The sequence below is a fragment of the Pseudomonas sp. MDT1-16 genome (genome assembly GCF_054898115.1).
The window spans coordinates 2,019,663-2,041,453 of record NZ_CM142717.1 but is presented as its reverse complement, the minus strand read 5'-3'; the positions used below and the strand labels follow the sequence as shown (position 1 = coordinate 2,041,453).

Here is a 21,791-nt window from a genome sequence, read left to right as displayed (position 1 = left end):
GGCGAGCAGTATGGCGTCCTACAAGGCGGGGCTTTTTCTTACAAAACCTGAGGAATCGGCTCAATTGACCGGCAAGTGCGATTGGTACACCTTGGCGTCTGCGGTTATCAAACATCAGCAGGAAACACACAGGGACGTGCCATGCATAACCATGAGATCAGGTCACCGGTCATTCCGGTCGTACCGTACGCAGAAAAACGCGCCAATCATCAAGCTGAATTCAAAAACAGCGCACAACCCACTGGAGAAGTTGATATGGAACCTCGCGTCGTTGAATTGGAGACTCACCTCAAATACATCCGACGAGACATGGATGAAGTCCGTAGTGACGTCAAATCCATTAAACACAGGCTTGCCTATTCGGCTGGCGGAACAACCGTGGTTATCGGGCTGCTGGCCTGGATCGCCAATAGCCGTTTTGACCAGGTCGTGACACTCCTGGCTCATTAAGGGGTAGCCATGAATGCAAAACCCGGTTCGATCAACCGGGGTTGCGGCAAGCCTGCTGCAGGAATCAGCTCAGGACTTCGCTCAGCGGGATAAAGCTTACGCAGTCACCTTCGATCAGCGTGCGATCCTCCAGCACCTCAACCAGACCATCGGCCCAGGCGGCGCTACGCAGTACACCAGAACTCTGATTCTTGTAGATGATTGCCCGGCCGTTCTCCAGACGTCCACGCAAGTACTCGCGCCGATTGCCTGCTTTGGGCCAGGCAAACCCTGCCGGCACCTGGAACTTCAGGGGTTCAACCTCTTTTACGCCCTGTCGACGCAAGAGATAGGGCCTTGCCAACAAAGCAAAGGTCACCAGGGTCGACGCCGGATTGCCGGGCAAACCAATCACAGGTACACCGCGAAAATGCCCGAATGTCAGCGGTTTGCCTGGTTTGATGGCGAGTTTCCACAACGTCAACTCGCCCTCTTCACGCAAGGCAATGCCCAGAAAGTCAGCCTCTCCCACCGATACACCACCGGTCGAAAGAATCAAATCGACACCCTTCAGTTCACCAAGGCGAGCGCGAGTGGTTGCTAAATCATCCGGAAGAATACCGGCATCGATCACCTCACAACCCAAGCGCTGCAACCAACTGCAAAGCAACACTCGATTGCTGTTGTAGATCTGTCCCGGCCCCAGTGCCTGACCCGGTTCAATCAGTTCATCCCCGGTGGACAGAACAGCAACACGAACCTTGCGAATCACGTCCAGCTCTGCACATCCCAGCGATGCAGCCAGTCCCTGTTCGATCGGCCCGAGGCGCGTGCCGGCTGGCAGAATCAATTCACCGACAGTGGATTCCTGGCCTTGGGGACGGATGTTTTGTCCTGAAGCCATGGTTTCGGTGAAACGTACTCGCTCATCCGCCTGAACCTCGGCATTTTCCTGCATCTCGACGCAATCAGCCCCTGCGGGAACGGGCGCACCGGTGAAGATTCGTGCACAGGTGCCGCGCTTCAAGGGCTCCGGAGCCTGTCCGGCAAAAATCTTCTGGCTGACCACCAGTGACTCTCCAGTCCAGTCGGCCATGCGCAAGGCATAACCGTCCATGGCACTATTGGGCCAAGGTGGTAGATCAAGCGTCGAGACCAAGTCATCGGCCAGCACGCGGCCCTGAACCTGCGCCAATGGTAAGCGTTCACGTTCACGAATCGGGGAAGCTTCAGCCATTGCCAGCAAGCGTGCCAGAGCCACCTCGACAGCCAGCAGACTACCCGTCTTGCCTGGCTTACCCACGGGATTCACAGGGTGCCGCCTGTTTGAGATGAGCCACAAAATTGCACGGGCGGTGCCGCGAATCGAGCTGCTCGGCCAGAATGCCATCCCAACCGGTACGCACGGCATTGGTCGAGCCCGGCAAACAGCAGACTAGCGTGCCATTTGCCAGGCCGGCCAGGGCACGGGACTGAACAGTGGAGGTGCCGATATCCGCCACCGATATCTGCCTGAATAGCTCACCAAAACCGTCGACCTGTTTGTCCAGAAGGCAACTCACCGCTTCCGGAGTGCTGTCGCGTCCAGTGAAACCGGTACCGCCAGTAATTAACACGACCTGCACGACATCGTCGGCAATCCAGTTGGCGACTTGCGCGCGAATTTTGTAGAGGTCATCTTTGAGCAGAATACGGGCCGCAAGGTTATGACCGGCGGCACTCAACCGGTCGACGAAGACCTGGCCTGAGGTATCGGTTTCCAGGGTACGGGTATCGCTGACCGTCAGCACCGCGATATTGAGCGGCGCGAAAGGCACATCAGCCTTGGCTGTCATAGGCTCATCCAGTTGTAGGAGAAACAGCCCGGTGTTATATCACAGCGCCTCATTTTTTCGCCGCCCCCGTGGAGACCTGCCATGACCTCGAATACACATTTGCCACCCTGTTCCATTCTGCTCCTGGCAGGTGGTCGTGGCCAACGCATGGGCGGACAGGACAAAGGGTTGCTGGAATGGCACGGCGAACCACTGATTGCCCACTTGCACCGCAAGACCCGTTCGCTGAGCGATGACCTGATCATCTCCTGCAACAGAAACCTGGAAAAGTATGCGCCCTACGCCGACCAACTGGTTCATGACGATGAAGGCGACTTTCCTGGCCCCCTGGCCGGTATTCGCGCAGGCTTGAAGGCCGCCCGCCATGCGCATCTGCTGGTGCTGCCTTGTGACGTACCGCGCATCGACGCCGCGCTGCTCAATAGCATGCGCGAAACCGCCAGCCAGCACCCGGACCAACCGCTAATGCTGCGCCATGGTGAACACTGGGAGCCCTTGTTGTGCATTATCCCCGTGGCACTCTTGGCAGATTTCGACAGTGCCTGGAACCACGGTGAACGCAGCCCGGGTCGCCTCATGCGCAAACTGGGCACTACCGCCCTGCAATGCTCCGACAATGACCCGCGCCTGGCCAACCTCAACACGCCAGAACTGTTAAGTGCTCACAACACTGTGTCAGACTGACAGGAGAAGGAACTTGCGCGCGCTGTACACGTCTCAAGCACAGTAACCAAAAAATTCATATTCGGAGACACACTCATGACTCAACGGACCCTCGCCACTTTCATGCTCGCACTGGGCCTCGCTACCCTCGCCGGTTGTGCATCGCCTACAGTGATCACCTTGAATGACGGTCGAGAAATCCAGGCTGTCGATGCGCCACAGTTCGATAAGGATTCAGGTTTCTACGAATTCGAACAACTGGATGGCAAGCAGACCCGCATCAACAAGGATCAGGTTCGTACCGTTAAAGAGCTTTAATTTTTGCGGTGATAACCGGATATGGAAAAGCCCGCTTTATGCGGGCTTTTTCGTGGCTGAAGATCAGCAGGTTCGCTGAACTCGCGATCACCACTGCAGGGTGATGGTACTTTCGAACACTCTTTCCTGGCCGGTGACCGGATCCATAAACCGTAGCCCCTGAGCGAGCAGTTTCAAAGGATTGTCATAGTCATCCTCAACATCCTGGAGTACCTGCGGATAAAACGGGTCGTTGCAGATACTGGCGCCCAAGGCGGTCATGTGTACTCGCAACTGATGTTTCTTGCCCGTCACCGGGTAAAGCGCATAACGCCAGAGGTCACCATTCTTCTCCCTGACCTCGACTGCCGTCTCGGTATTACTGACGCCAGGACCTTCCTGCATGCGGAAGAAAGGCTCGCCATCGATGAGCCGGCTCTTATGGACCAATGGAAAAGAGCGTTCAGGCAATGCTCGGGCAATTGCCTCGTAGCGCTTTTCGATCTGCCGCGTAGGAAACAACGACTGATACACCGAACGACTCTGAGGGTTGGCGGAAAACAGCACCAGCCCCGCCGTGTGACGGTCAATGCGATGCAAAGGCACCAGATGCGGGTTATCGAGTCGACGTATCAGCCGTCGCAGCAAGGTCTGCTCCACGTATTCACCCGCCGGAGTCACTGGCAGAAAATGTGGCTTGTCCGCCACTACCAGATGCTCATCCGCGTACAGAATCGACTCAACCACCGGAATCGGCTTTTCGTCCGGCACTTCGCGAAAATAGTGAATCCGCAGGCCTTCCTTGTAAGGCAAGTCCAGGGCGATTGGCATGCCATGGCCATCAAGCACACGACCGCGGGCGATTCTGTCCAGCCATTGATCACGGCCAATGGCACTGAAATGTTCGCACAGACAATCGAGTACGGTCTGCCACGGGCCAGGCGGCAAGTAGAGCGTGCTGGCCTGGTTGTGTGCAGCAGAAAAAGATGAAGTGGACATACGAAAGCTCTAACCCTCAATACAGGGCGGCATTATCCAACAGCGGCCGGGACGAACCTAGAAGAGAATCCTCAAGCCGTTATCTGCGTGCGCGCTGCCGCTTCGGTGAATTCCTTGAGCCAGCGCAACACATCGACCGCTTCCCAGCGACCGGGATCATAAAGCGCGTACAACAACCCCTGATAACCCACGACATCCAGCTGCCGGTGATAGCCCGCGCGCTGGAACAAGGCTTCGATTTCGGCGAAACAGGTATTGAAATGCAGTTTGTTGAAGGGGGTTTTTCCTTCTGTCACCAGGCCATCCAGACGCAATTCGAGGACAGCCTCGCGTACCACGTCCGCCGACATCCGGTTCACGCTGTTCTTCAATTGTTCGACATTGACCACGATTCATCCCTCTCACGCCCGGACTGCCTACGCGAGGCAGGCATTACGAATAACTGTATGCGCATACAGTATCCGAACAACACCGGTAAAGCCAAGGGGATCAATCGCAAAGTTCGACAGGCGGGAACACCGTCACCGCAAAAACCGCTTAACTCAGGAACGCCACTACCTGATCGGCACTAAACGGCCAACCCAGCTCCGCGCCGGTATCAACCCGTCGTAACAGCGGAATACGCAGACTGTAAGCTTCGAACCATGTTTCGTCGTCAGCGATATCCACCCGTTCCACCGGAAGACCGCGCTCGACAAATTCCATCAGCATGGCTTCAGCCACTTCACAGAGATGACACCCAAGGGTGCCGAACAGCTGACATTCAGGAAGCATGACCATAAGACCCGGCAAAGTAGGCGTTCATTCTAGGCCCGCCATGAAAAGCAGTCGAGCCAGTGATCCGGACGTCTGGACCAAAGCCGGGTTTCAAGAGATTTCGGCAACTCCCTGACGCACATCAATCGGCCTGAACATCACTTGCACCATGCTCACGGTTTTTTTTGCCTCTACGCTTGAGTGGCCAGCGTCCATCACCGGAGTTTTTTGTGTTCGCCAACCTGTTGATCATCCTCGCCTCCTCCCTGGTGGTGATTGCACTGTTCCAGCGCCTGCGATTACCACCGGTGCTGGGCTACCTGTGCGTGGGGCTGATGATCGGGCCGACGGCGTTCGACTGGATAAATGATAGCGAAGAGTTACCAGACCTCGCAGAGTTGGGCGTGGTGTTCCTGCTGTTCTCCCTCGGTCTGGAATTTTCCCTGTCGAAAATGCTCGCATTGCGCCAGGTGGTGTTCGGGCTTGGCAGTCTGCAGGTGTTGTGCTCGGGGATGCTGTTGGGCGGTTTGCTGATATTGCTCGGCATGCCGATCACGCCTGCGCTGTTACTCGGCGCCGGCCTGTCGCTGTCATCCACTGCCATTGTCAGTAAAGAGCTGAGCAGTCTTGGCGAGATTTTCAGCAGCCACGGCCAGAATGCCATCGCCGTGTTGCTGTTCCAGGACATCGTGGCTGTATTGCTGCTGACCCTGGTGCCAGTGTTCGCTGGCAGCAGCGATCAGGCCTGGTATTGGGCGCTGCCACTGACGCTGGGGAAAACCGTCGTGTTGTTCGTCGGCCTGCTGCTGGCCAGTCGCTGGGTGCTGCCGAGGCTCTTCCATGAAGTGGCGGCGGCCCGTTCCGCGGAACTGTTCGTGCTACTGGCGCTGGTCATTGTGCTGCTGACAGCGTGGCTGACTCACCTGCTCGGCCTCTCCCCTGCCCTGGGTGCGTTTCTCGCCGGCATGCTGCTGGGGGAAAGCCACTACCGGCATCAGATCGAAGCCGACATCCGCCCGTTCCGCGACATCCTGCTCGGGGTGTTCTTCGTCAGTATCGGCATGTTGATCGACTTGCAGTTGTTCGCCAGCCACGGCCTGCTGATTCTCGGCCTGACCCTGGGATTGTTGCTGATCAAGGGCAGCGTCGTTGCGCTGCTGGTCAAATGGCGCGGCAGCGATGGTGAAACCGCCTGGCGCAGCGGCTTGGCATTGGCCCAAGGCGGCGAGTTCTGCTTCGCGCTGATGGCACAGATGCAGCTGAACAAACTGATGCCCGCCGACCTCGGCGGCCTGCTGCTGGCGGCGACCTTCTGTTCGATGCTCGTCACCCCGTTGCTGCTGCGCACCGCGCCTCGTATCGCCACACGCCTGCACCGCAAACCCAACGAAGAAGCGAAACTTGAAGAAATCAGCGCGCTCAATGCGGGGTTACACAGCCATGTCGTGATATGTGGCTACGGTCGCGTCGGCCAGTCCATCGGCCGCTTTTTACGCTACGAGCATCAACCCTACATTGCGCTGGACAGTGATCCGGTGCGAGTCCAGGAAGCAGCCGTCGCTGAAAGCTGTGTGCATTACGGCGACTCCCGTCGCGGCGAACTGTTGGTTGCCGTAGGGCTGGAGCGCGCAAGGCTGTTGGTGGTTGCGGTCGACAATACTGACATCGCCCTGCTGATACTCAAGGAGGCACGGCGCTTCAACCCGACCGTGCCGATCCTGGTGCGCACCCGCGATGACAGTCAGTTGGCCGAGTTGAAGGCGGCCGGTGCCAGCGAAGTCGTGCCCGAGTTGCTGGAGTCCAGCCTGATGCTCGCCTCCCATGCGCTGATCATGCTCGGCTTGCCCGGACAGCAAGTGCAGGACCGGGTCGATCAGGTGCGGCATGATCGCTATCGCTTGCTGCACGGGTTTTATCCCGGTGCAGACGATGAAGAGAACTAGTCCTGGCTCACGGCGCCAATCTTGTGCACCGACAAGTCTGCACCGTAATACTCTTCTTCCTGACTCAGGCGCAAACCATGGAACGCCTTGATCACGCCATACACCGCAAAACCACCGGTCAGCGCGACGACCACGCCCAGTGCCGTGCCGATCAGTTGACTGATCAGGCTCACACCGCCCAAACCGCCCATAGCACTTTGACCGAAGATACCGCAGGCGATCCCGCCCCAGACGCCACACAAGCCATGCAACGGCCAAACCCCCAACACATCATCGATATGCCATTTGCCTTGGGCCGCGGTAAAGCACCAGACGAACAGAGCCCCGGCGATAGCGCCCGTCACCAGTGCTCCCACCGGATGCATCAGATCGGAACCGGCGCAGATCGCCACCAATCCGGCCAGCGGGCCGTTATGCAGAAAGCCCGGGTCATTGCGCCCGACGATCAGCGCCGCCACGGTACCGCCGACCATGGCCATCAACGAGTTCACCGCCACCAGCCCACTGACACCTTGCAGGGTTTGCGCACTCATCACGTTGAAACCGAACCAGCCAACGATCAGGATCCACGACCCCAACGCCAGAAAGGGAATGCTCGAGGGCGCGAACGCCACCAGGCGCCCTTCGCGATAGCGGCCTTGACGTGGCCCGAGCAACAACACCGCTGCCAGCGCCAGCCAACCGCCCATGGCGTGGACCACGACCGAGCCGGCAAAATCATGGAAGCTGGCGCCAAAGCGTTCCAGCAACCAGGCTTGCAGGCCAAAGTTGCCGTTCCAGATCATCCCCTCAAAGAAGGGATAGATGAACGCCACGATCAGTGCCGTCGCGCACAACTGAGGGACGAACCGGGCACGCTCGGCGATCCCCCCGGAAATGATCGCTGGTATCGCCGCAGCAAAGGTCAGCAGAAAGAAAAACTTCACCAGGCCATAGCCATGATCAGCATTGATCACAGCCGCCGGTTGCATGAAGGTCACCCCATAGGAAATCCAATAGCCTATAAAGAAGTAGGCCAGGGTCGAAATGGCGAAATCGCTAAGGATCTTCGATAAGGCGTTGACCTGGTTCTTTTGTCGAACCGTGCCGACTTCGAGAAAGGCGAAACCGGCGTGCATCGCCAGCACCATGACCGCGCCGGTCAGAATGAACAACGTATTAGAGCTATGGACCAGACTGTCCACAGCGCTTTGCAGATTTTCCATGGGTTGGCAGACCTTAAGGCTGAAAAAAGCACCAAAGCAGTTCGCGCAAACAATTCATGCACCAAGTTGCGACTTGCCGGAATCAAGGAGCCGATCGCGGTGAACCGCTTTGGCGCACAAAATTCATGAAGGCAAATCAAGACCGGGACGATTGCGCGAGTTTTGATTGTTTGAGTTAAGGTTTTACTGAAATCATGCCCAGCAACAGCGCAACGGCGCAGGCAAACGCACCACGACGTAGCAAAAGTTGTACCAGTCATTTGTACTGAACCTTCGCGCAAGGCTCATACTCGAAAGCAACAGAAACCACTTACGGAGATCCACCCATGGCCAGCATCAAGGCAAAGACTGCTCAAGAGATCCTGATGAACGATTTTCAGACACTGGTCAGCGACACCGAACGGTTGCTGGAACACACCGCCTCCTTGGCCGGCGATCAGGCCGATGAGTTGCGTGAGCAGATCCACGACAGTCTGTTGCGTGCCCGCGAAACCTTGAAATTGACCGAAGATTCCCTGCGCGAACGCGGCCAGGCCGCCGTCACCGCCACCGAAGATTACGTTCAGGCAAATCCATGGCAATCGGTCGGAATCGCGGCTGGCGTAGGTTTCCTGATTGGTTTGCTGGCAACGCGGCGCTGATATGGCGATCGGCGAATCCGGCTCGTCCGCGACGGGCACAAGCTCCTCTCCGCGGCGCCTGGGTGCCGCTTTTCTTGGATTGCTGCACAGCCATGTCGAACTATTCGGCATCGAATTGCAGGAACAAAAAGCGCGCACTGTAAGCCTGTTGCTGTTTGCAGGCCTGGCGCTGGTTTTTGCCTTGCTGTTACTGGTGGGGTTGTCGACGCTGGTGATGATCCTGTTTTGGGACACCTATCGCCTGGCGGCCATCATTGGGCTCTGCGTGTTCTACACACTCGCGGCCATATTCTGTGCAATGCGCTTGAGAGCGGCGATTTTCGATGAATCCTCGCCCTTCCACGGCACCCTGGAAGAATTGGCCAATGATCGGGAGCGCCTGCTGCCATGAGCCTGCCTGAACTGCCTCACAACAGCTCGCGCACAGAAATGCGCAAAGCGCTGATCCGCCTGCGCATGGAAATGCATCGCCAGGAAATTCGCCACGAATCCCGGGAATTGCTGCAACCCTTGCAGCGCATGCGCGGGATGACGCAAAACCTGCACGATGGTTTCGGCATCAAGCACGCCCCACTCTGGGGCGTGGCAGCCGTCACGTTGCTGGGCTTTTTGACTGGCAAGGGTGCCAAGAGCGGTGGCATAAGCAGCCTCACTCGACTGGTTCGTCTGGGCACCACGCTGGGGCCGCTGATCAAGCTGGTCATGCTGGGCTCTTCGCGCAACCGCTAAAGCCACCCTCTGGCTGCATTCTTGCAACATCATCGGGATGAACCTCTTTATCGAGGGGTTCAATCCTGCGTGCCTGACCGGTGACCAGGTTTTACCCCAGAACAAGACCTAACCAAGGAGGCCTCAGGGCTCTGGCGTTCAAGTGGATCCGCATCGTTTATCGGTGCTGGAAGACCAGCACCGTGTACGACGAAAACGTTTATTTACAGACCTTGCTTCGGCACGGCTCGCCTTTGATCAGCGAGCCGGACACAGCAACATCGTGTTGACGGAAAGGCTCAGGGCGTGATGACGGCAGGTCAATCGATAATGGAGTGCCTGACACACCCTCATCGCCGGCAAGCCGTGCTCCTACAGGTGTGCGTGTTTTTCCCTTGCAGGCCATGACGCGAAACGGGAAGCTAGGGGCTCAGTCACCTGACGGAGAGAACCAGCCTTGGATTGGCAAACCCTGCTTACCCGCGAACGCCTCGGAAAGCCTCTGCACAGCCCGGAAGAACTCGGCCGCAGCCCTTTCCACAAAGACCACGACCGCATCATTTTCTCGGGAGCGTTCCGCCGCCTCGGGCGTAAGACCCAGGTCCATCCGGTCACCAGCAACGATCATATCCACACGCGCCTGACCCACTCGCTGGAAGTCAGCTGTGTCGGCCGTTCGCTGGGCATGCGCGTCGGCGAAACCATCCGCAGCGCCTTGCCCGACTGGTGCGAGCCCAGCGACCTGGGGATGGTGGTGCAATCGGCTTGCCTGGCCCATGACATCGGCAATCCGCCCTTCGGACACTCCGGTGAAGACGCGATTCGCCACTGGTTCCAGCAAGCCGCCGGCCGTGGCTGGCTGGATGCAATGAGCGAAGTCGAACGCAATGACTTCCTCAACTTCGAAGGCAATGCCCAGGGCTTTCGGGTACTCACCCAGCTGGAATATCACCAGTTCGACGGCGGTACCCGGCTGACCTACGCCACGCTGGGTACTTATCTGAAGTATCCATGGACTGCAAAACACGCGGATTCACTGGGCTATAAGAAACACAAGTTCGGTTGCTATCAGAGCGAATTGCCGCTACTGGAACAGATCGCCCATAAACTCGGTCTGCCGCAACTCGAGGAACAGCGCTGGGCGCGCCATCCGCTCGTGTATCTGATGGAGGCTGCCGATGACATCTGCTACGCGCTGATCGACCTGGAAGATGGTCTGGAGATGGAGCTGCTGGAATACGCCGAAGTCGAGGCCCTGTTGCTGGACCTTGTAGGTGACGATTTGCCGGAAACCTACCGCCAGCTCGGTCCACAGGATTCGCGTCGGCGCAAACTGGCGATCCTGCGAGGCAAAGCCATTGAACACCTGACCAACGCCGCAGCCCGCGCCTTTGTCGAGCAACAGGACGCGTTGCTGGCCGGCACGCTGCCCGGTGATCTGGTGGAGCACATGCACGGTCCCGCCAAGCGTTGCGTACTGAATGCCAAGGACATGGCGCGCAAAAAAATCTTTCAGGACAAGCGCAAGACCCTGCATGAAATCGGCGCATACACCACGCTGGAAATCCTGCTCAACGCCTTCTGCGGCGCGGCACTGGAACAGCATAACGGTCGAACGCCGTCCTTCAAGAGTCGCCGCATCCTCGACCTGTTGGGCAACAATGCACCCGACCCTCACGGCCCATTGCACACCTCGTTTCTACGGATGATTGACTTCATCGCCGGTATGACCGACAGCTATGCGAGCGAAATGGCGCTGGAGATGACGGGTCGTTCGAGCCACTGATGAGACCCGGTTGATCAGCCATTACGCCGCCTGCAATGGTTGATTTACCTCTCAAAAACCCAAATGCACTCAACGTTCGCCGAATCCCCCTACAACATGTGCTGAGCTAGCTGATCGATTATTCAGTAACCTCGCGAAATAATCCCGCTTCTCTCAGTTCGACAGAAGAAGCGTGAATAATCCTATGTTCAAAGACGATCTGCGCATCTTGCTGGTGGAAGATCATCCCTTTCAACTCAAGGCGACTCAATACCTGCTTGAGAGTTATGGCGTAGAGATTCATTAGAAATTGGAACGAATTCATTAAAAAATGAACTGCACCGGTTTTGCCCTACCCCGCGGCCAACGTTTTTGATCGAAGCGTCGGGTGCGTTCACTCAAAATTCATTTGCCTTAATGGGCGGCGCTCAGCCATCACCGACTGTTAAATTTCCTCCATCCATGCAGGACAAAGCACGAGCATAATGAAGCGACTCCCCCACGATGTAGTGAGAGTCGTATCATAAGTGACATCAGAAGCTGGGCGGTCAAATGCCAGGACACCCCAGATGAAAGCGGCGACTTCATCGTCGAACTGCCACCAGAAGTGCTTGCGAGACTTGGCCTAGACCTAGGTGATGAGTTGAGTCTCGAGGTGACTGATGGCGCAATAGTGCTAAAGCCAGTACGCAGTAAGCCCTCTTCTCCCTGAGCTCCGTGCAATCATACTTCTACCTAATTTCTCGGGAGTCTTTCGTAAACGCCGACCAATTGAAGAGCCCCGTCGTGACAAGCGGCATCGGCCTGATAGCGACCGCGCACAGTGACTGATCCACCCTTGTTCTCCCACAACGTGGAGGACATGACATGAAAAAAATTGCTAGATACAGCCATCGGCCTTGGAACAAGGGAAAGCTTGTCGGGCAAAAAGCCCCGCTTCGAGTCAGAGATATCTGGGCCATTCGAGTAAGGCTCCAACTGGCGGAGAAGACACGCGACCTGGCTCTGTTCAACTTGGCCATCGACAGCAAGCTGCGTGCCTGTGACTTAACCAAGCTTTGCGTGCGAGACATAGCCCATGGGGAACATGTGTCGTCACGGGCTATCGTGATGCAACAGAAAACTCAACGACCAGTGCAATTTGAAATCACTGAGCAGACTCGAAAGTTTCTGGAGGCCTGGATGCATTAAGCCCATCTTCGCAGTGAGGACTTCTTGTTTCCGAGCCGGTTGCACGATTCAGATCACCTCTCCACCAGGCAATACGCGGAATAGTCAAAGCCTGGGTGAAAACCATTGGCCTGGACCCAACCATGTTCGGCACTCACACGCTACGCCGAACCAAGGCATCGCTGATCTATCGCAGGACGAAGAACCTGAGAGCAGTCCAACTCCTGCTTGGTCATACGAAGCTTGAAAGCACCGTCAGATACCTGGGAATTGAGGTCGATGATGCCCTTGAAATGGCGGAACAGACGGAAGTCTGACTTTCCACTGCGACGGTCGAGGCTAGACCGTCGCTGTCCGGCCAAACGCGGTCCCTCACACTGGACCTGAATTAGGGCAATTCAGCACAGACGTGCGATATAGAATAGCAATGTCTTTTAGTGGATGGTGAATCAAGCCTTCATTAGGTACAACGCAAGTAACCATACTGGAGATGCTTATGTCTAATCTGTTAGAAGGAACTCCTACCGCCCGTGATTGGGCGGACAGCACAATCCAGCGTCACTCGGCGGGTATATTTGGAAAGCTTGTGTCTGCGGTGATTTGGACTGATGCACGACATGATGATGGCGAACCTTTGGTGCCAGTCGATCCATTAGAGTTAGTTGCAAATATCAACGAAAATCCGCACATCCTTCTCTACAATCACGATCCCGGACGACCAAAAGGTCAGATCCTTGAAAGTGCGTACTTCGAGACTGCAGGCGGTGGCAAGTTTATTGCTGCAATTCTGGGGTATTACGCGGGCGGCGACGTACTGGACTTTCGAGCATTGGGGCTCGATACAACAGCATCTGTACCGCCGCCGGCAACCCTTCCCATGATGCCCGATGGCAGTTGGATTCAGTTCGCGACGGACCCAAGGGAAGTGGATGCGGCATGGCTGGATCAGGTAATCAGCGATGCACCACTTCGGATTGAACGCACTGAACTTTCACACAACGCAGCAGATTCCGCACAAGAGTTAATCAGACTTGGTCTTATCTATCTGGCCGTCATCTGGAATCCGTTTATAACCTCGATTGCATCAGAGGCTGGTAAAGGTACTTATGCCGCGACTCGTGCGTGGCTCCGGAAATTACTTGGACGGATGGCTGACCGGAGTAACCCGATACTCGATATTCATACGCATCAGGATGGCTGTCAGGTGTCGTTCCTCTTGCGAGGTAAGGACGTGAAAAAGCACTACGCAGCGCACGACGCCCTGCCTGCTGCGGCGGCTCAGGCAGCGAAGTTGGTTGCGAAGCTAAAGGCACGGGGAACAGCAGCGCGGCAGTTGATCTATGAGTTCGATAAGGAAGCATTCATATGGTGTCCATCATTTGCAGTACTGAACGACAATAGGATCATCACTGACAACATCTCACTCATCGCCATTGAGCAACTCCCAACAGGTTTGAGCCTAGGGCTAAGTCGTGAAAAGTTACTTTTCCCAGAAGTCCGCCGTTGAAGACGATGACAGTTGAATCGTAGTCTAACGCGCTTCGGCATGTGGCTGAGGCGCGTAAGGACTTTCGACATCCACCGTGCTTAAAGGCTGAATGACCGTTATGGGTTGTGGATTCAACCAGTCGCGACAAGCAGAAATCGGCCAGAAGCGGGTACTCAAATGCATCCGCGAAACGCGGCTATTCAGCTAGCTGTAAAGACGGCAACACTTTTTTCCCATTTCGATGCTACCTAAGCTCAGTCGAAATTTGCCCGACACGTCGTTGGCGCTACGCGGAAGCGTGAATTTTTTACAAATAATGCCTCTCTTTGAAATCAAGATTTTTTTGTTACTGCCGATACATTCATGGCTTTGATTAAAGCCAATTGGATTTAGCCAAATAAGGGATAAGTTTTGGGAAATAAAAAAAAACAGTCTAAGCCTATTGTGAAAACTCAAGACCCAACTCGAACTGAGGTGGCGAAGCTATCGAAGACTGGCAAAATTTTGGCGTATATAATGGCTCATCCGATTGCCGCCGTTGTTGTTTTGGCAATGCCCGCTACTCCATTTATCTACCAGGTGGCAGGTGATTTATCAGATGGAAAATGGTCTGGTGAGACGACGCTCTATCTGCACAGTGAGCCGCTTGAAAGTGATTTGCCAGTTTATATGTTTTACGCAAGCCCTAGGCTTTCAGAATCAGAGCGCATTATAGTTCCTGTGGAAATATCGGTATTAAATGAATCAAGGAAGGCGGCTAAAAGCGTCAACCTGTCTCTGAAATACGTCAAGGCAACCGATCGCGATAAATTGCCTGAAAGCGCGCAGACACACTCTGGCTCGCTTGGCGCAGCAGATATATTGCATGATACAAACTCAAACGATAGTTACGTGTATTCCAACTATCGAATCGCACTGATGCCACCTGCAGATAAGATCTCTTTTACGGACGGTGCGTTTGCCGTGCCTAATTATTTGGGAAAGGATACCCCTATCTATATGTCGCTTGGTTCGGGTCTGGATGTCAAGGTATCTCTATCTAGTGAAACGCAATCAAAGCATGAGTGGGATATTAGGTACAGAGGGGTTGTTGCCAAAGACAACAAAGGGATAGGAGACTGGATCAAGCGGGACTATGGAGAGTATGTCGCTATCGAACTTAGGGAGAAAGAAGGATTTTGGCGTTATTTGTGGGGTTGGGCTACGGCAACAAAGGTTACCGTATTTAGCTTCTCTCCTAAATTTCGAACTGACGAAAGCCATAAAATTTATGTGCCTCTTAAAAATCCTGAAGAATATAAAGGATATCGCTTTAGTCCTTACGCAAAAGAATTAATTTTCGGCGTTAACTGAGTGCCGCGCTTCCAAATTAGTTTTCGTCAGTTTTTTCGTTCGAGCGCAGAACACTAGCCCGGGGAGCGGAGTTTGAAATAAAAACTGAATAGCCCCTGATTTTGTAGGTGTCATTTACCCGCTGGTATGGGCCGATTGCTGACCTTCGTAACAGGCAGAAATCGGCCAATTGCTGCCTGTAGCCACCGGCAGCGATGTGTCGAACGCGGCGCGAAGCGAGCGGCTACACTCGACCAAATGGAGTCCTTCAGCGTCCAGCGGCTCAACGATCGATGTCACCAGCACCTCGTTCAAGTGCTACGGCCAAACTCACTGCTCACAAATCGAAGGGATGATTACCCCGACTATGAAAGCTCAAACACTTGACCTGACGAAGTACGGCGACTGCCTGCCCGGGGAGGATCGGTCGTTCGGCGGCAACGATTTTTATGTGGACATGCTTCCAGCGAGCTCATGGGGTAAAGACCTCAAGAACTCAATATCGCCAGCGCAGTGGAAGGCGACCAGTCAGTACGTGAGGGCCCGTGCGGGCGGGAAATGCGAGATTTGTTCGTCGGAGCGACGGCCTGAAGCGCATGAACGTTGGTCGTTCGATGCGAGCACCAAGACGCAGAAGCTCACCCGCCTCATGTGTCTCTGCAAGTCATGTCACCTCGGGACGCACTGGGGATTCACCGGGAACATTGGACGTACCCAAGAGGTCGGAGCACACATTCGCAAACTCACCGGATGGACCGAGGAAGAGTTTTCTGCACACTTGCGTGAGCGGAAAGCGCAAAGACCCGCAGAGCTGAACTGGATTCTCGATTTGTCCATAATGGAAGCCATCGGAATCAAGTTGGTCGATCCCAGCGCCGCGGCTGCCAGTAAACGGAACGACCGTGCCGCCGCTGCCAAAAGAACCTGCATCGAGTTCAGCGGCATGAGATTGGATTTGTCGAGCGAACTTCGTAAAGGGTATGTCGCGCTTGTCACTAATACCGACGACGACTTGTTAGGGGCAATACCCCTGACTGATTCGTTGATGGCGCAATACGTTGCGAAACTGCCCCAGGACATTACGGACGACAATACTGTCCGGATACCCTTGGCCCTCTTCATTGAGGCGCACAACTACCCGGTCGTCGTCCAAGATTCGCAGGATCTCATCCGACATCTGGCGGATTGCAGCGTACCCAAGCGATTGATTCTTGCCCCGGACTTTGACTGGATCGAGCCTGACCTTGCGATGGTTGCCGCCGGCTTGAAGGACGCTATCCTCTTCTCGGACGACCATTGAGCCTAAAAACGGCAGTTGATGAGCCCAAACCAAAACAAATGCTTGTCGCGCCGTGGGATCTGCCGATTCGCCGACTCACCCATTTGAAACTGCTCCGAAGTTGTCAAAAAAGGGGCCGAAAACTCGCGCCAGTACTGGGACATCGCTCAACTGTCGTTTCTAGGTTGAAAGGCCGAACCGCCCCATAAATGCCTGTGGTGACGGACAGCAATTGGTCGATTTCAGTCAGTCGCGACAGGCAGAAAGCGGCAAAAAGCAGCTGCTTGAACCCAAAGAGTCATGCCGATGATGGATGGTCTTGGCGTATGGGCGTAAGGACGATCACCTCATCCACCACTTCGATCGTCAACTCGTCCCCGAGGCTTAAGCCCATTTTTTTAAGCAGCTCGGGCGGTAAATCGATGACAAGGTCGCCACTTCCATCCCCAGCGTCTTGGCATTTCGCAAACCAGCGTTCGTCTTCGCTCATACCTGTACGCCCCCTCCAAACATCGTTGTCCAAAGTCATCACAGTCATGCTGCGTTCGAATCGTAATTTTGGCAACCGCCGGCATTTACCTGCTGGCAGGCTGTCCGTGGCTGTCATTTACAAGACCGTAATTGCTCCGTTTGGCCCGACTCTTTGCCAAGGCAAACCCAGCACCAGGGCTTGTAGTTGTTCAGTGTTCAACTCAACTTCAGAACCGTTTCGAGAGCCAGGCCAGAAGAGTTTTTCCTGATGCCGACGGCGTTCAGCGAGACAGATACCCAGCCCGTCATGCACCAGCACTTTCATGCGATTGGCGCGGCGGTTGGCGAACAGATAAGCACCGTGTTGCTGCGCCGCACCGAACACCGCCACGACCCGCGCGAGCGCTGTGTCAGTGCCCGGGGGGCAGGTAACTGCCCTTCCTGCCGCGACCATTGAGACGGCGGTTGATGGTCAACGCATTACCGGCGAGCACCGAATCAACCTGCTGTCCCGCAAGCGGCTTAGGCTTCTTATCTTTGCATATTGTGTTGAAAGTAGAGCTTTTCGTCGCCATACCGAGACGCCACGATCTTGGAATTTAGAACCAGTTGGCCTAAAAGTTTAGCCTGCTCGATCGTCTCGCCTTTATCCAAGGCGTAAACTGCGGATTCCACGACACTTGGACACTCAGCCCACGATCATTTGGACACTCGTTCCATGCTCACTTGGACACCTGATCCACATCCACTTGGACAGGCAGTCGGAGCGCAGCGACGCAGGTTTGCATTGTTAGTCTGAAGTTCCTACCGCCGTCAATTTCGTTGCGCGTCTGCGCATCGATTCGCCCTTCAGTTCGATCCGATAAGCGTTGTGCACCAGCCGGTCGAGGATCGCGTCGCCCAAGGTCGGATCGCCGATCAGTGCATGCCATTTGTCCACGGGCATCTGGCTGGTCACCAGCGTCGAGCGGTTGCCGTAGCGGTCGTCCAGCAGCTCAAGCATGTCGCGCCGTTGCGCTGCGGTAAACGGCGCCAGGCCCCAGTCGTCCAGGATCAGCAAGTCGGTCTTGGCATAACCCGCCATCAGTTTCGCGAAGCGGCCGTCGCCGTGGGCCAGGCCTAGTTCTTCCATCAAGCGCGGCAAGCGTAGATAACGCACGCTGTAACCGTCGCGGCAGGCCTTGTGAGCCAGCGCGCAGGCGAGCCAGGTTTTGCCTACGCCAGTTGGGCCGCCGATGATCAGGTTCAGGCCGTCGCGCAGCCATTGGCCGCTGCCCAGTTGGAGGATCAAGGCCTTGTCCAGGCCACGCGGGCTGCGGTAGTCGATGTCTTCCAGGCAGGCGTTATGGCGCAGTCGTGCGGCTTTCAGGCGAGTCGTCAGGCGGGCGTCTTCGCGCTCGGTCAGCTCGCGGTCGACCATCAGACCGAGGCGTTCGTCGAAGCTGAGATCGTTGATGTCAGGCGTTGCGTGTTGTTCGCCAAGCGCCTTGATCATGCCGTGCAGGCGCAGGGTTTGCAGCTTATCGAGAGTTGGGTTGGGCAGCATTTTGATGCTCCTTTTTCAGTCAGTGGTAGTAGCCAGGGCCGCGCAGATTGATATGTTCTTCAGGCAGTAACGGCAGGTTTTGCTGGGCCAGCGGCAGCCGTTCCAGCCCTTGGCGCAGGATCGATTCAAGGCTTTTGTAACTGCACGCGCCCAGTGCCAGCGCACGCTGGCAAGCGGCTTCCAGCCGCTCTTCACCGTGCTGTTTACCCAGGCGCAGGATGCCCAGGCAGGCGCGGAAGCCGTGCTGCGGATGGATCCGGCGTTCGAGGATGTAGGCGATGACGCCGGCCGTATTCGGGCCTGTCTGCTCTGCCCAGTGGATCAATCGCTGCGGCGTCCATTCGGCATGTTCGCGGTGACTTTTGGGCATGTGCTCGGTTTGGGTGGTGTGGCGGCCTTTGTGCGGCGAGCGCAGATGGCTGGCCACCCGCTGGTTGGCGTGGAAGCACTCGACGGTCTTAGCGGTTAGCCGCACTTCGAGTTGGTGCTTCACCAGCTGGTACGGCACCGAGTAGTAATGGCCGTCGACCTCGACGTGGTAGTCGATGTGTACGCGTACCTTTTTCCATTCGGCGTAGACGTAAGGGTGTTCCGGCAGCGGTTGCAACGCCGGTTGGTCGATGGTCTCGAAGGCTGACCGGCGTGAGCCTGGCAGCTTCTTGAAGGGCTTCTGATTGAGGCGATCCAGCAGCAGCGCGATGGCTGTGTTGAGTTCGCCCAAGGAGAAGAACTGGCGGTTGCGCAGCACCGCCAGGATCCACCGCTCGACTACCTGTACGCCGACTTCAACCTTGGCTTTGTCCTTGGGTTTACGCGAGCGAGCGGGCAGCACGGCCACGCCGTAATGCTCGGCCAGGTCGCGGTAACTGGGGTTGATGTCGGGCTCGTAGCGATGTGCCTTGGTAACGCCGCTGCGCAGATTGTCGGGTACCAGTATCTGCGATGTGCCGCCGAGAAAGGCGAAGCAGCGGGCATGCGAGCCCAGCCAGTCAGAGAGTTTCTGCGACCAAGTGGCTTCGGCGAAGGTGTAGCTGGACGCCCCGAGGACGGCGACGAAGATCTGGGCTTGATGGATTTCCCCGGTCTGCCGGTCGATGACCGGCACGGTCTGGCCGGCGTAATCGACAAACAGCTTTTCGCCCGCACGGTGCTCCTGGCGCATGACCACGTCGACCTTGGCAGCCCAGAGGCGGTAGTGCTCGCAGAACCAGCTGTACTGGAAGCCTTGCGGGTGGGTGAGCCGATACTCTTGCCAAAGCAGGGCCAGGGTTACGCCGGGGCGGCGTAGCTCAGCATGCGCCCATGCCCAGTCCGGCATCGGACGTTGATCACTGGGAACCGTCGGTGCTGGCGGGAACAGACATCGCTCCAGTTCGGCGTCCGACAACGACGTCGGCCAAGTCAGCCCGCAAGCGTTGAAACGGTGCAGGTAATTGCCGGCACTGCCGCTGCTAATGCGCAGGCTGGTAGCAATTTTGCGCACGGACAGGCCGGCGTCGAACTTTAGGCGTAGTACCTCTCGGATTTTACGCATGGATATACGCTCCACGACGACCTCTTCGCTTCGATAAAAGAGGTCGATGGTAGTGAATAGTCCTGCGTTGCTGCCTGCCTGAGCTTGGGGTCGGATCAGTGAGAGATCACTGTCCAAGTGCTCGTGGAATCAGTGTCCAAGTGGCCGTGGAATGAGTGTCCAAGTCAGCGTGGAATCGCTGTCCAAGTGTTCGTGGAATGGGTGTCCAAGTGCGCATGGAATCCCCAGCGTAAACGTCGTACAGCACCTCTCCGATAGGGAAGTCAGTCAACCTTATCCGAAAGTCATTCTGCATTGTCACCCCGTTGAAGCGAGCAGCAGCTGCCGGCCGCGGCTTAAAAAGAAGTTGGTAAGGCGCCCTTGGCGCAGCCACTTTAGAGCCATCGACGTTAATATCGGCCAGATGCTCAACGGTCAAGTGACCGGGATCTGAATCTCTAGCCCCAAAACGTATGGCTGCCCATTTAAAGAAACCGGCGAGTAAGCGCGTCGCAAAAGAGCCTGCGGGTGGAATGATGTTGCTGAAAGTCTTCTCGAAGAAATTGTATCTCTCTTGGCCATCGATGGAATTCATAACCTGTAAATTGACCGACGGATGATTACCGTCAATGAAAAACTTCAAAGCCAAGGCCGGTACAGAGTGGGTATCCGTCGGCTTAGTCGCCAACGAAAGACGACCAATCACGCAGTCGGCGCCGCTTTGGAAAATGCCGGTATAGTGACTCGCCACTGCACGGTTCGCCACAAACCGGAAGCGCGCCTCTGCACCAAATGCATGCACCAATTTGCGCCGCCCTTGCTCCAGCTCATCTCCCTGCGCAGTCAGCGACTTAACCGTAAAACTCGGCATTGCCAAGGTTAAGGTATCGCCGATGCTTGGCGCAGTCAGCGCTGGGAGTTCAGAGCCGTAGAGGGAAGGCACAATCTTGTTATGCCAGATGAAGTCCTCCTTTTGACACGCCGATTGAGACCGCGCTACGGCATCCCCAGTGATTGATAACGGTTGAACGTTGGAAGGTTGGCAGCCCGTTGTCGTGAATACAAAAAAGGCGGATAAGAGGGCACTTGCTTTGCTCAACGGCATCTGGCTCCGAGTATTCCCTTCCGATGTATGCGCAATAGCTACGATCTCCGTATAGCGCGGCAGATTGGGGTCTTCGGTTCTGCTTCATCGAGCAGCACCGGTACCACGGCTTGCATACCGAGCGGGTTGCGCATCAATGCTTCCGAGCTCCGCGGCGCATCCTCGGATCTACTTAGTTCAGGCAAACCAGCCTGGCTGGGGATTGCTGTTCAAACCGGCACGACCGCTTATTTCAAAGCAGCCGCACCCTAATTCGACTTCAGTAGCGCCTTAATCATAGCTTCTTGTGCGCTTTCATCCACTGATCGAATACGGCGATTTCCTTCTTCTGTGCTGCAATGATGTCCTTGGTCACCTGGAGCACTGCGGATCTTTGCCGTTCTTGAGTTCGGCTTGCGACATGTGGACCGCCATCTGGTGGTGCATGCGGATGTTGGCCGCGAAGTCATAATCCACATCGCCGGTCATGGATATGCCCTCCATGTGCTTCATGCCGCCCATATCCTTCATGCCATCCTTCTTCGAATGATCCATCTGCTCGCGGACATGGACTTCGCATCCTTCTTCGTGGGTTCGGCGTTATTCGTTCACGTCGGTGCTACTGCCATGACCGTGACGGCCATCGCTACGGCGCAGGCCGATAAA

At 56.0% G+C, this 21,791-nt stretch carries 24 protein-coding genes and 2 pseudogenes; 14 read left to right on the top strand and 12 right to left on the bottom strand.

Annotated elements, in window-relative coordinates:
• The first annotated feature begins 141 nt into the window (after window positions 1-141).
• Complete coding sequence (locus ACYZT3_RS09275) at window positions 142-450, top strand: hypothetical protein (RefSeq protein WP_462031936.1); 309 nt, start codon at window positions 142-144, stop codon at window positions 448-450.
• A gap of 64 nt (window positions 451-514) precedes the next feature.
• Here ACYZT3_RS09275 and ACYZT3_RS09270 read toward each other — a convergent pair whose 3' ends face one another.
• Together ACYZT3_RS09270 and moaB are read right to left on the bottom strand one after the other, a co-directional pair.
• On the bottom strand, window positions 515-1,741 hold the full coding sequence (locus tag ACYZT3_RS09270; RefSeq protein ID WP_282380097.1) for a molybdopterin molybdotransferase MoeA: 1,227 nt from the start codon (window positions 1,739-1,741) through the stop codon (window positions 515-517).
• On the bottom strand, window positions 1,725-2,264 hold the full coding sequence (moaB, locus tag ACYZT3_RS09265) for a molybdenum cofactor biosynthesis protein B (protein ID WP_282380099.1): 540 nt from the start codon (window positions 2,262-2,264) through the stop codon (window positions 1,725-1,727). Before moaB ends, ACYZT3_RS09270 begins: the two co-directional genes overlap by 17 nt.
• A gap of 81 nt (window positions 2,265-2,345) precedes the next feature.
• On the opposite strand from moaB, the gene mobA reads away from it, so the two are divergent.
• Both mobA and ACYZT3_RS09255 read left to right on the top strand, forming a co-directional pair.
• Window positions 2,346-2,948, top strand: coding sequence for a molybdenum cofactor guanylyltransferase MobA (gene mobA, locus ACYZT3_RS09260; protein ID WP_282380101.1), 603 nt, complete (start codon window positions 2,346-2,348; stop codon window positions 2,946-2,948).
• Between the two features lie 75 nt (window positions 2,949-3,023).
• Complete coding sequence (locus tag ACYZT3_RS09255) at window positions 3,024-3,245, top strand: YgdI/YgdR family lipoprotein (protein WP_282380102.1); 222 nt, start codon at window positions 3,024-3,026, stop codon at window positions 3,243-3,245.
• An 87-nt stretch (window positions 3,246-3,332) separates the two neighbouring features.
• Here the strand turns inward: ACYZT3_RS09255 and ACYZT3_RS09250 are convergent, their stop codons facing one another.
• The 3 genes from ACYZT3_RS09250 to ACYZT3_RS09240 all read right to left on the bottom strand — a co-directional run bounded on the left by ACYZT3_RS09250 (window position 3,333) and on the right by ACYZT3_RS09240 (window position 4,997).
• Window positions 3,333-4,223, bottom strand: coding sequence for a pseudouridine synthase (locus ACYZT3_RS09250; protein WP_282380103.1), 891 nt, complete (start codon window positions 4,221-4,223; stop codon window positions 3,333-3,335).
• A 71-nt stretch (window positions 4,224-4,294) separates the two neighbouring features.
• Window positions 4,295-4,612, bottom strand: coding sequence for a transcriptional regulator (locus ACYZT3_RS09245; protein ID WP_282380104.1), 318 nt, complete (start codon window positions 4,610-4,612; stop codon window positions 4,295-4,297).
• A 148-nt stretch (window positions 4,613-4,760) separates the two neighbouring features.
• On the bottom strand, window positions 4,761-4,997 hold the full coding sequence (locus tag ACYZT3_RS09240) for a glutaredoxin family protein (RefSeq protein WP_282380105.1): 237 nt from the start codon (window positions 4,995-4,997) through the stop codon (window positions 4,761-4,763).
• Window positions 4,998-5,209: 212 nt separating this feature from the next.
• Between ACYZT3_RS09240 and ACYZT3_RS09235 the strand changes: the two genes are divergently transcribed.
• Entirely contained in the window at window positions 5,210-6,922 is a 1,713-nt protein-coding gene (locus ACYZT3_RS09235) for a cation:proton antiporter (protein WP_282380106.1), read from the top strand.
• On the opposite strand, the gene ACYZT3_RS09230 is transcribed toward ACYZT3_RS09235, so the two are convergent.
• A complete protein-coding gene (locus ACYZT3_RS09230) occupies window positions 6,919-8,127 on the bottom strand; it encodes an ammonium transporter (protein WP_282380107.1) in 1,209 nt (402 codons plus the stop codon). The genes ACYZT3_RS09235 and ACYZT3_RS09230 overlap by 4 nt on opposite strands.
• 326 nt (window positions 8,128-8,453) lie before the next feature.
• On the opposite strand from ACYZT3_RS09230, the gene ACYZT3_RS09225 reads away from it, so the two are divergent.
• The 10 genes and pseudogenes from ACYZT3_RS09225 to ACYZT3_RS09180 all read left to right on the top strand — a co-directional run bounded on the left by ACYZT3_RS09225 (window position 8,454) and on the right by ACYZT3_RS09180 (window position 16,532).
• A complete protein-coding gene (locus tag ACYZT3_RS09225; RefSeq protein ID WP_282380109.1) occupies window positions 8,454-8,768 on the top strand; it encodes an ElaB/YgaM/YqjD family protein in 315 nt (104 codons plus the stop codon).
• Window position 8,769: 1 nt separating this feature from the next.
• The gene (locus tag ACYZT3_RS09220) at window positions 8,770-9,159 is read left to right on the top strand and encodes a phage holin family protein (protein ID WP_282380110.1); all 390 of its coding nucleotides are present in this window, start codon (window positions 8,770-8,772) and stop codon (window positions 9,157-9,159) included.
• The gene (locus tag ACYZT3_RS09215) at window positions 9,156-9,497 is read left to right on the top strand and encodes a hypothetical protein (RefSeq protein ID WP_282380112.1); all 342 of its coding nucleotides are present in this window, start codon (window positions 9,156-9,158) and stop codon (window positions 9,495-9,497) included. The genes ACYZT3_RS09220 and ACYZT3_RS09215 overlap by 4 nt, the downstream gene beginning before the upstream one ends.
• Window positions 9,498-9,933: 436 nt before the next feature.
• Window positions 9,934-11,262, top strand: coding sequence for a deoxyguanosinetriphosphate triphosphohydrolase (locus tag ACYZT3_RS09210; protein ID WP_462031935.1), 1,329 nt, complete (start codon window positions 9,934-9,936; stop codon window positions 11,260-11,262).
• Window positions 11,263-11,446: 184 nt separating this feature from the next.
• Window positions 11,447-11,533, top strand: a pseudogene (locus ACYZT3_RS09205) (response regulator); the annotation flags it as partial.
• Window positions 11,534-11,683: 150 nt separating this feature from the next.
• A complete protein-coding gene (locus ACYZT3_RS09200; protein WP_462032352.1) occupies window positions 11,684-11,953 on the top strand; it encodes an AbrB/MazE/SpoVT family DNA-binding domain-containing protein in 270 nt (89 codons plus the stop codon).
• A 155-nt stretch (window positions 11,954-12,108) separates the two neighbouring features.
• Window positions 12,109-12,728, top strand: a pseudogene (locus tag ACYZT3_RS09195) (tyrosine-type recombinase/integrase).
• A 179-nt stretch (window positions 12,729-12,907) separates the two neighbouring features.
• Window positions 12,908-13,918 (top strand): hypothetical protein, encoded by a 1,011-nt coding sequence (locus ACYZT3_RS09190; RefSeq protein ID WP_462031934.1) that lies wholly within the window; start codon window positions 12,908-12,910, stop codon window positions 13,916-13,918.
• A 498-nt stretch (window positions 13,919-14,416) separates the two neighbouring features.
• Window positions 14,417-15,253, top strand: coding sequence for a hypothetical protein (locus ACYZT3_RS09185; RefSeq protein WP_462031933.1), 837 nt, complete (start codon window positions 14,417-14,419; stop codon window positions 15,251-15,253).
• Between the two features lie 169 nt (window positions 15,254-15,422).
• A complete protein-coding gene (locus tag ACYZT3_RS09180; RefSeq protein ID WP_462031932.1) occupies window positions 15,423-16,532 on the top strand; it encodes an HNH endonuclease in 1,110 nt (369 codons plus the stop codon).
• Window positions 16,533-16,809: 277 nt separating this feature from the next.
• Here ACYZT3_RS09180 and ACYZT3_RS09175 read toward each other — a convergent pair whose 3' ends face one another.
• The 6 genes from ACYZT3_RS09175 to ACYZT3_RS09150 form a co-directional block, all read right to left on the bottom strand.
• Window positions 16,810-17,001, bottom strand: a complete 192-nt coding sequence (locus ACYZT3_RS09175; protein ID WP_462031931.1) for an AbrB/MazE/SpoVT family DNA-binding domain-containing protein — start codon at window positions 16,999-17,001, stop codon at window positions 16,810-16,812.
• A 117-nt stretch (window positions 17,002-17,118) separates the two neighbouring features.
• On the bottom strand, window positions 17,119-17,436 hold the full coding sequence (tnpB, locus tag ACYZT3_RS09170; protein ID WP_462031930.1) for an IS66 family insertion sequence element accessory protein TnpB: 318 nt from the start codon (window positions 17,434-17,436) through the stop codon (window positions 17,119-17,121).
• Between the two features lie 336 nt (window positions 17,437-17,772).
• Window positions 17,773-18,528, bottom strand: a complete 756-nt coding sequence (gene istB / locus ACYZT3_RS09165; RefSeq protein ID WP_462030508.1) for an IS21-like element ISPsy14 family helper ATPase IstB — start codon at window positions 18,526-18,528, stop codon at window positions 17,773-17,775.
• A 19-nt stretch (window positions 18,529-18,547) separates the two neighbouring features.
• Entirely contained in the window at window positions 18,548-20,062 is a 1,515-nt protein-coding gene (istA, locus tag ACYZT3_RS09160; protein ID WP_462030507.1) for an IS21 family transposase, read from the bottom strand.
• 106 nt (window positions 20,063-20,168) lie between these two features.
• A complete protein-coding gene (locus ACYZT3_RS09155) occupies window positions 20,169-21,146 on the bottom strand; it encodes a hypothetical protein (protein ID WP_462031929.1) in 978 nt (325 codons plus the stop codon).
• A gap of 351 nt (window positions 21,147-21,497) precedes the next feature.
• The gene (locus ACYZT3_RS09150; protein ID WP_462031928.1) at window positions 21,498-21,656 is read right to left on the bottom strand and encodes a DUF305 domain-containing protein; all 159 of its coding nucleotides are present in this window, start codon (window positions 21,654-21,656) and stop codon (window positions 21,498-21,500) included.
• Window positions 21,657-21,791: the final 135 nt, after the last annotated feature.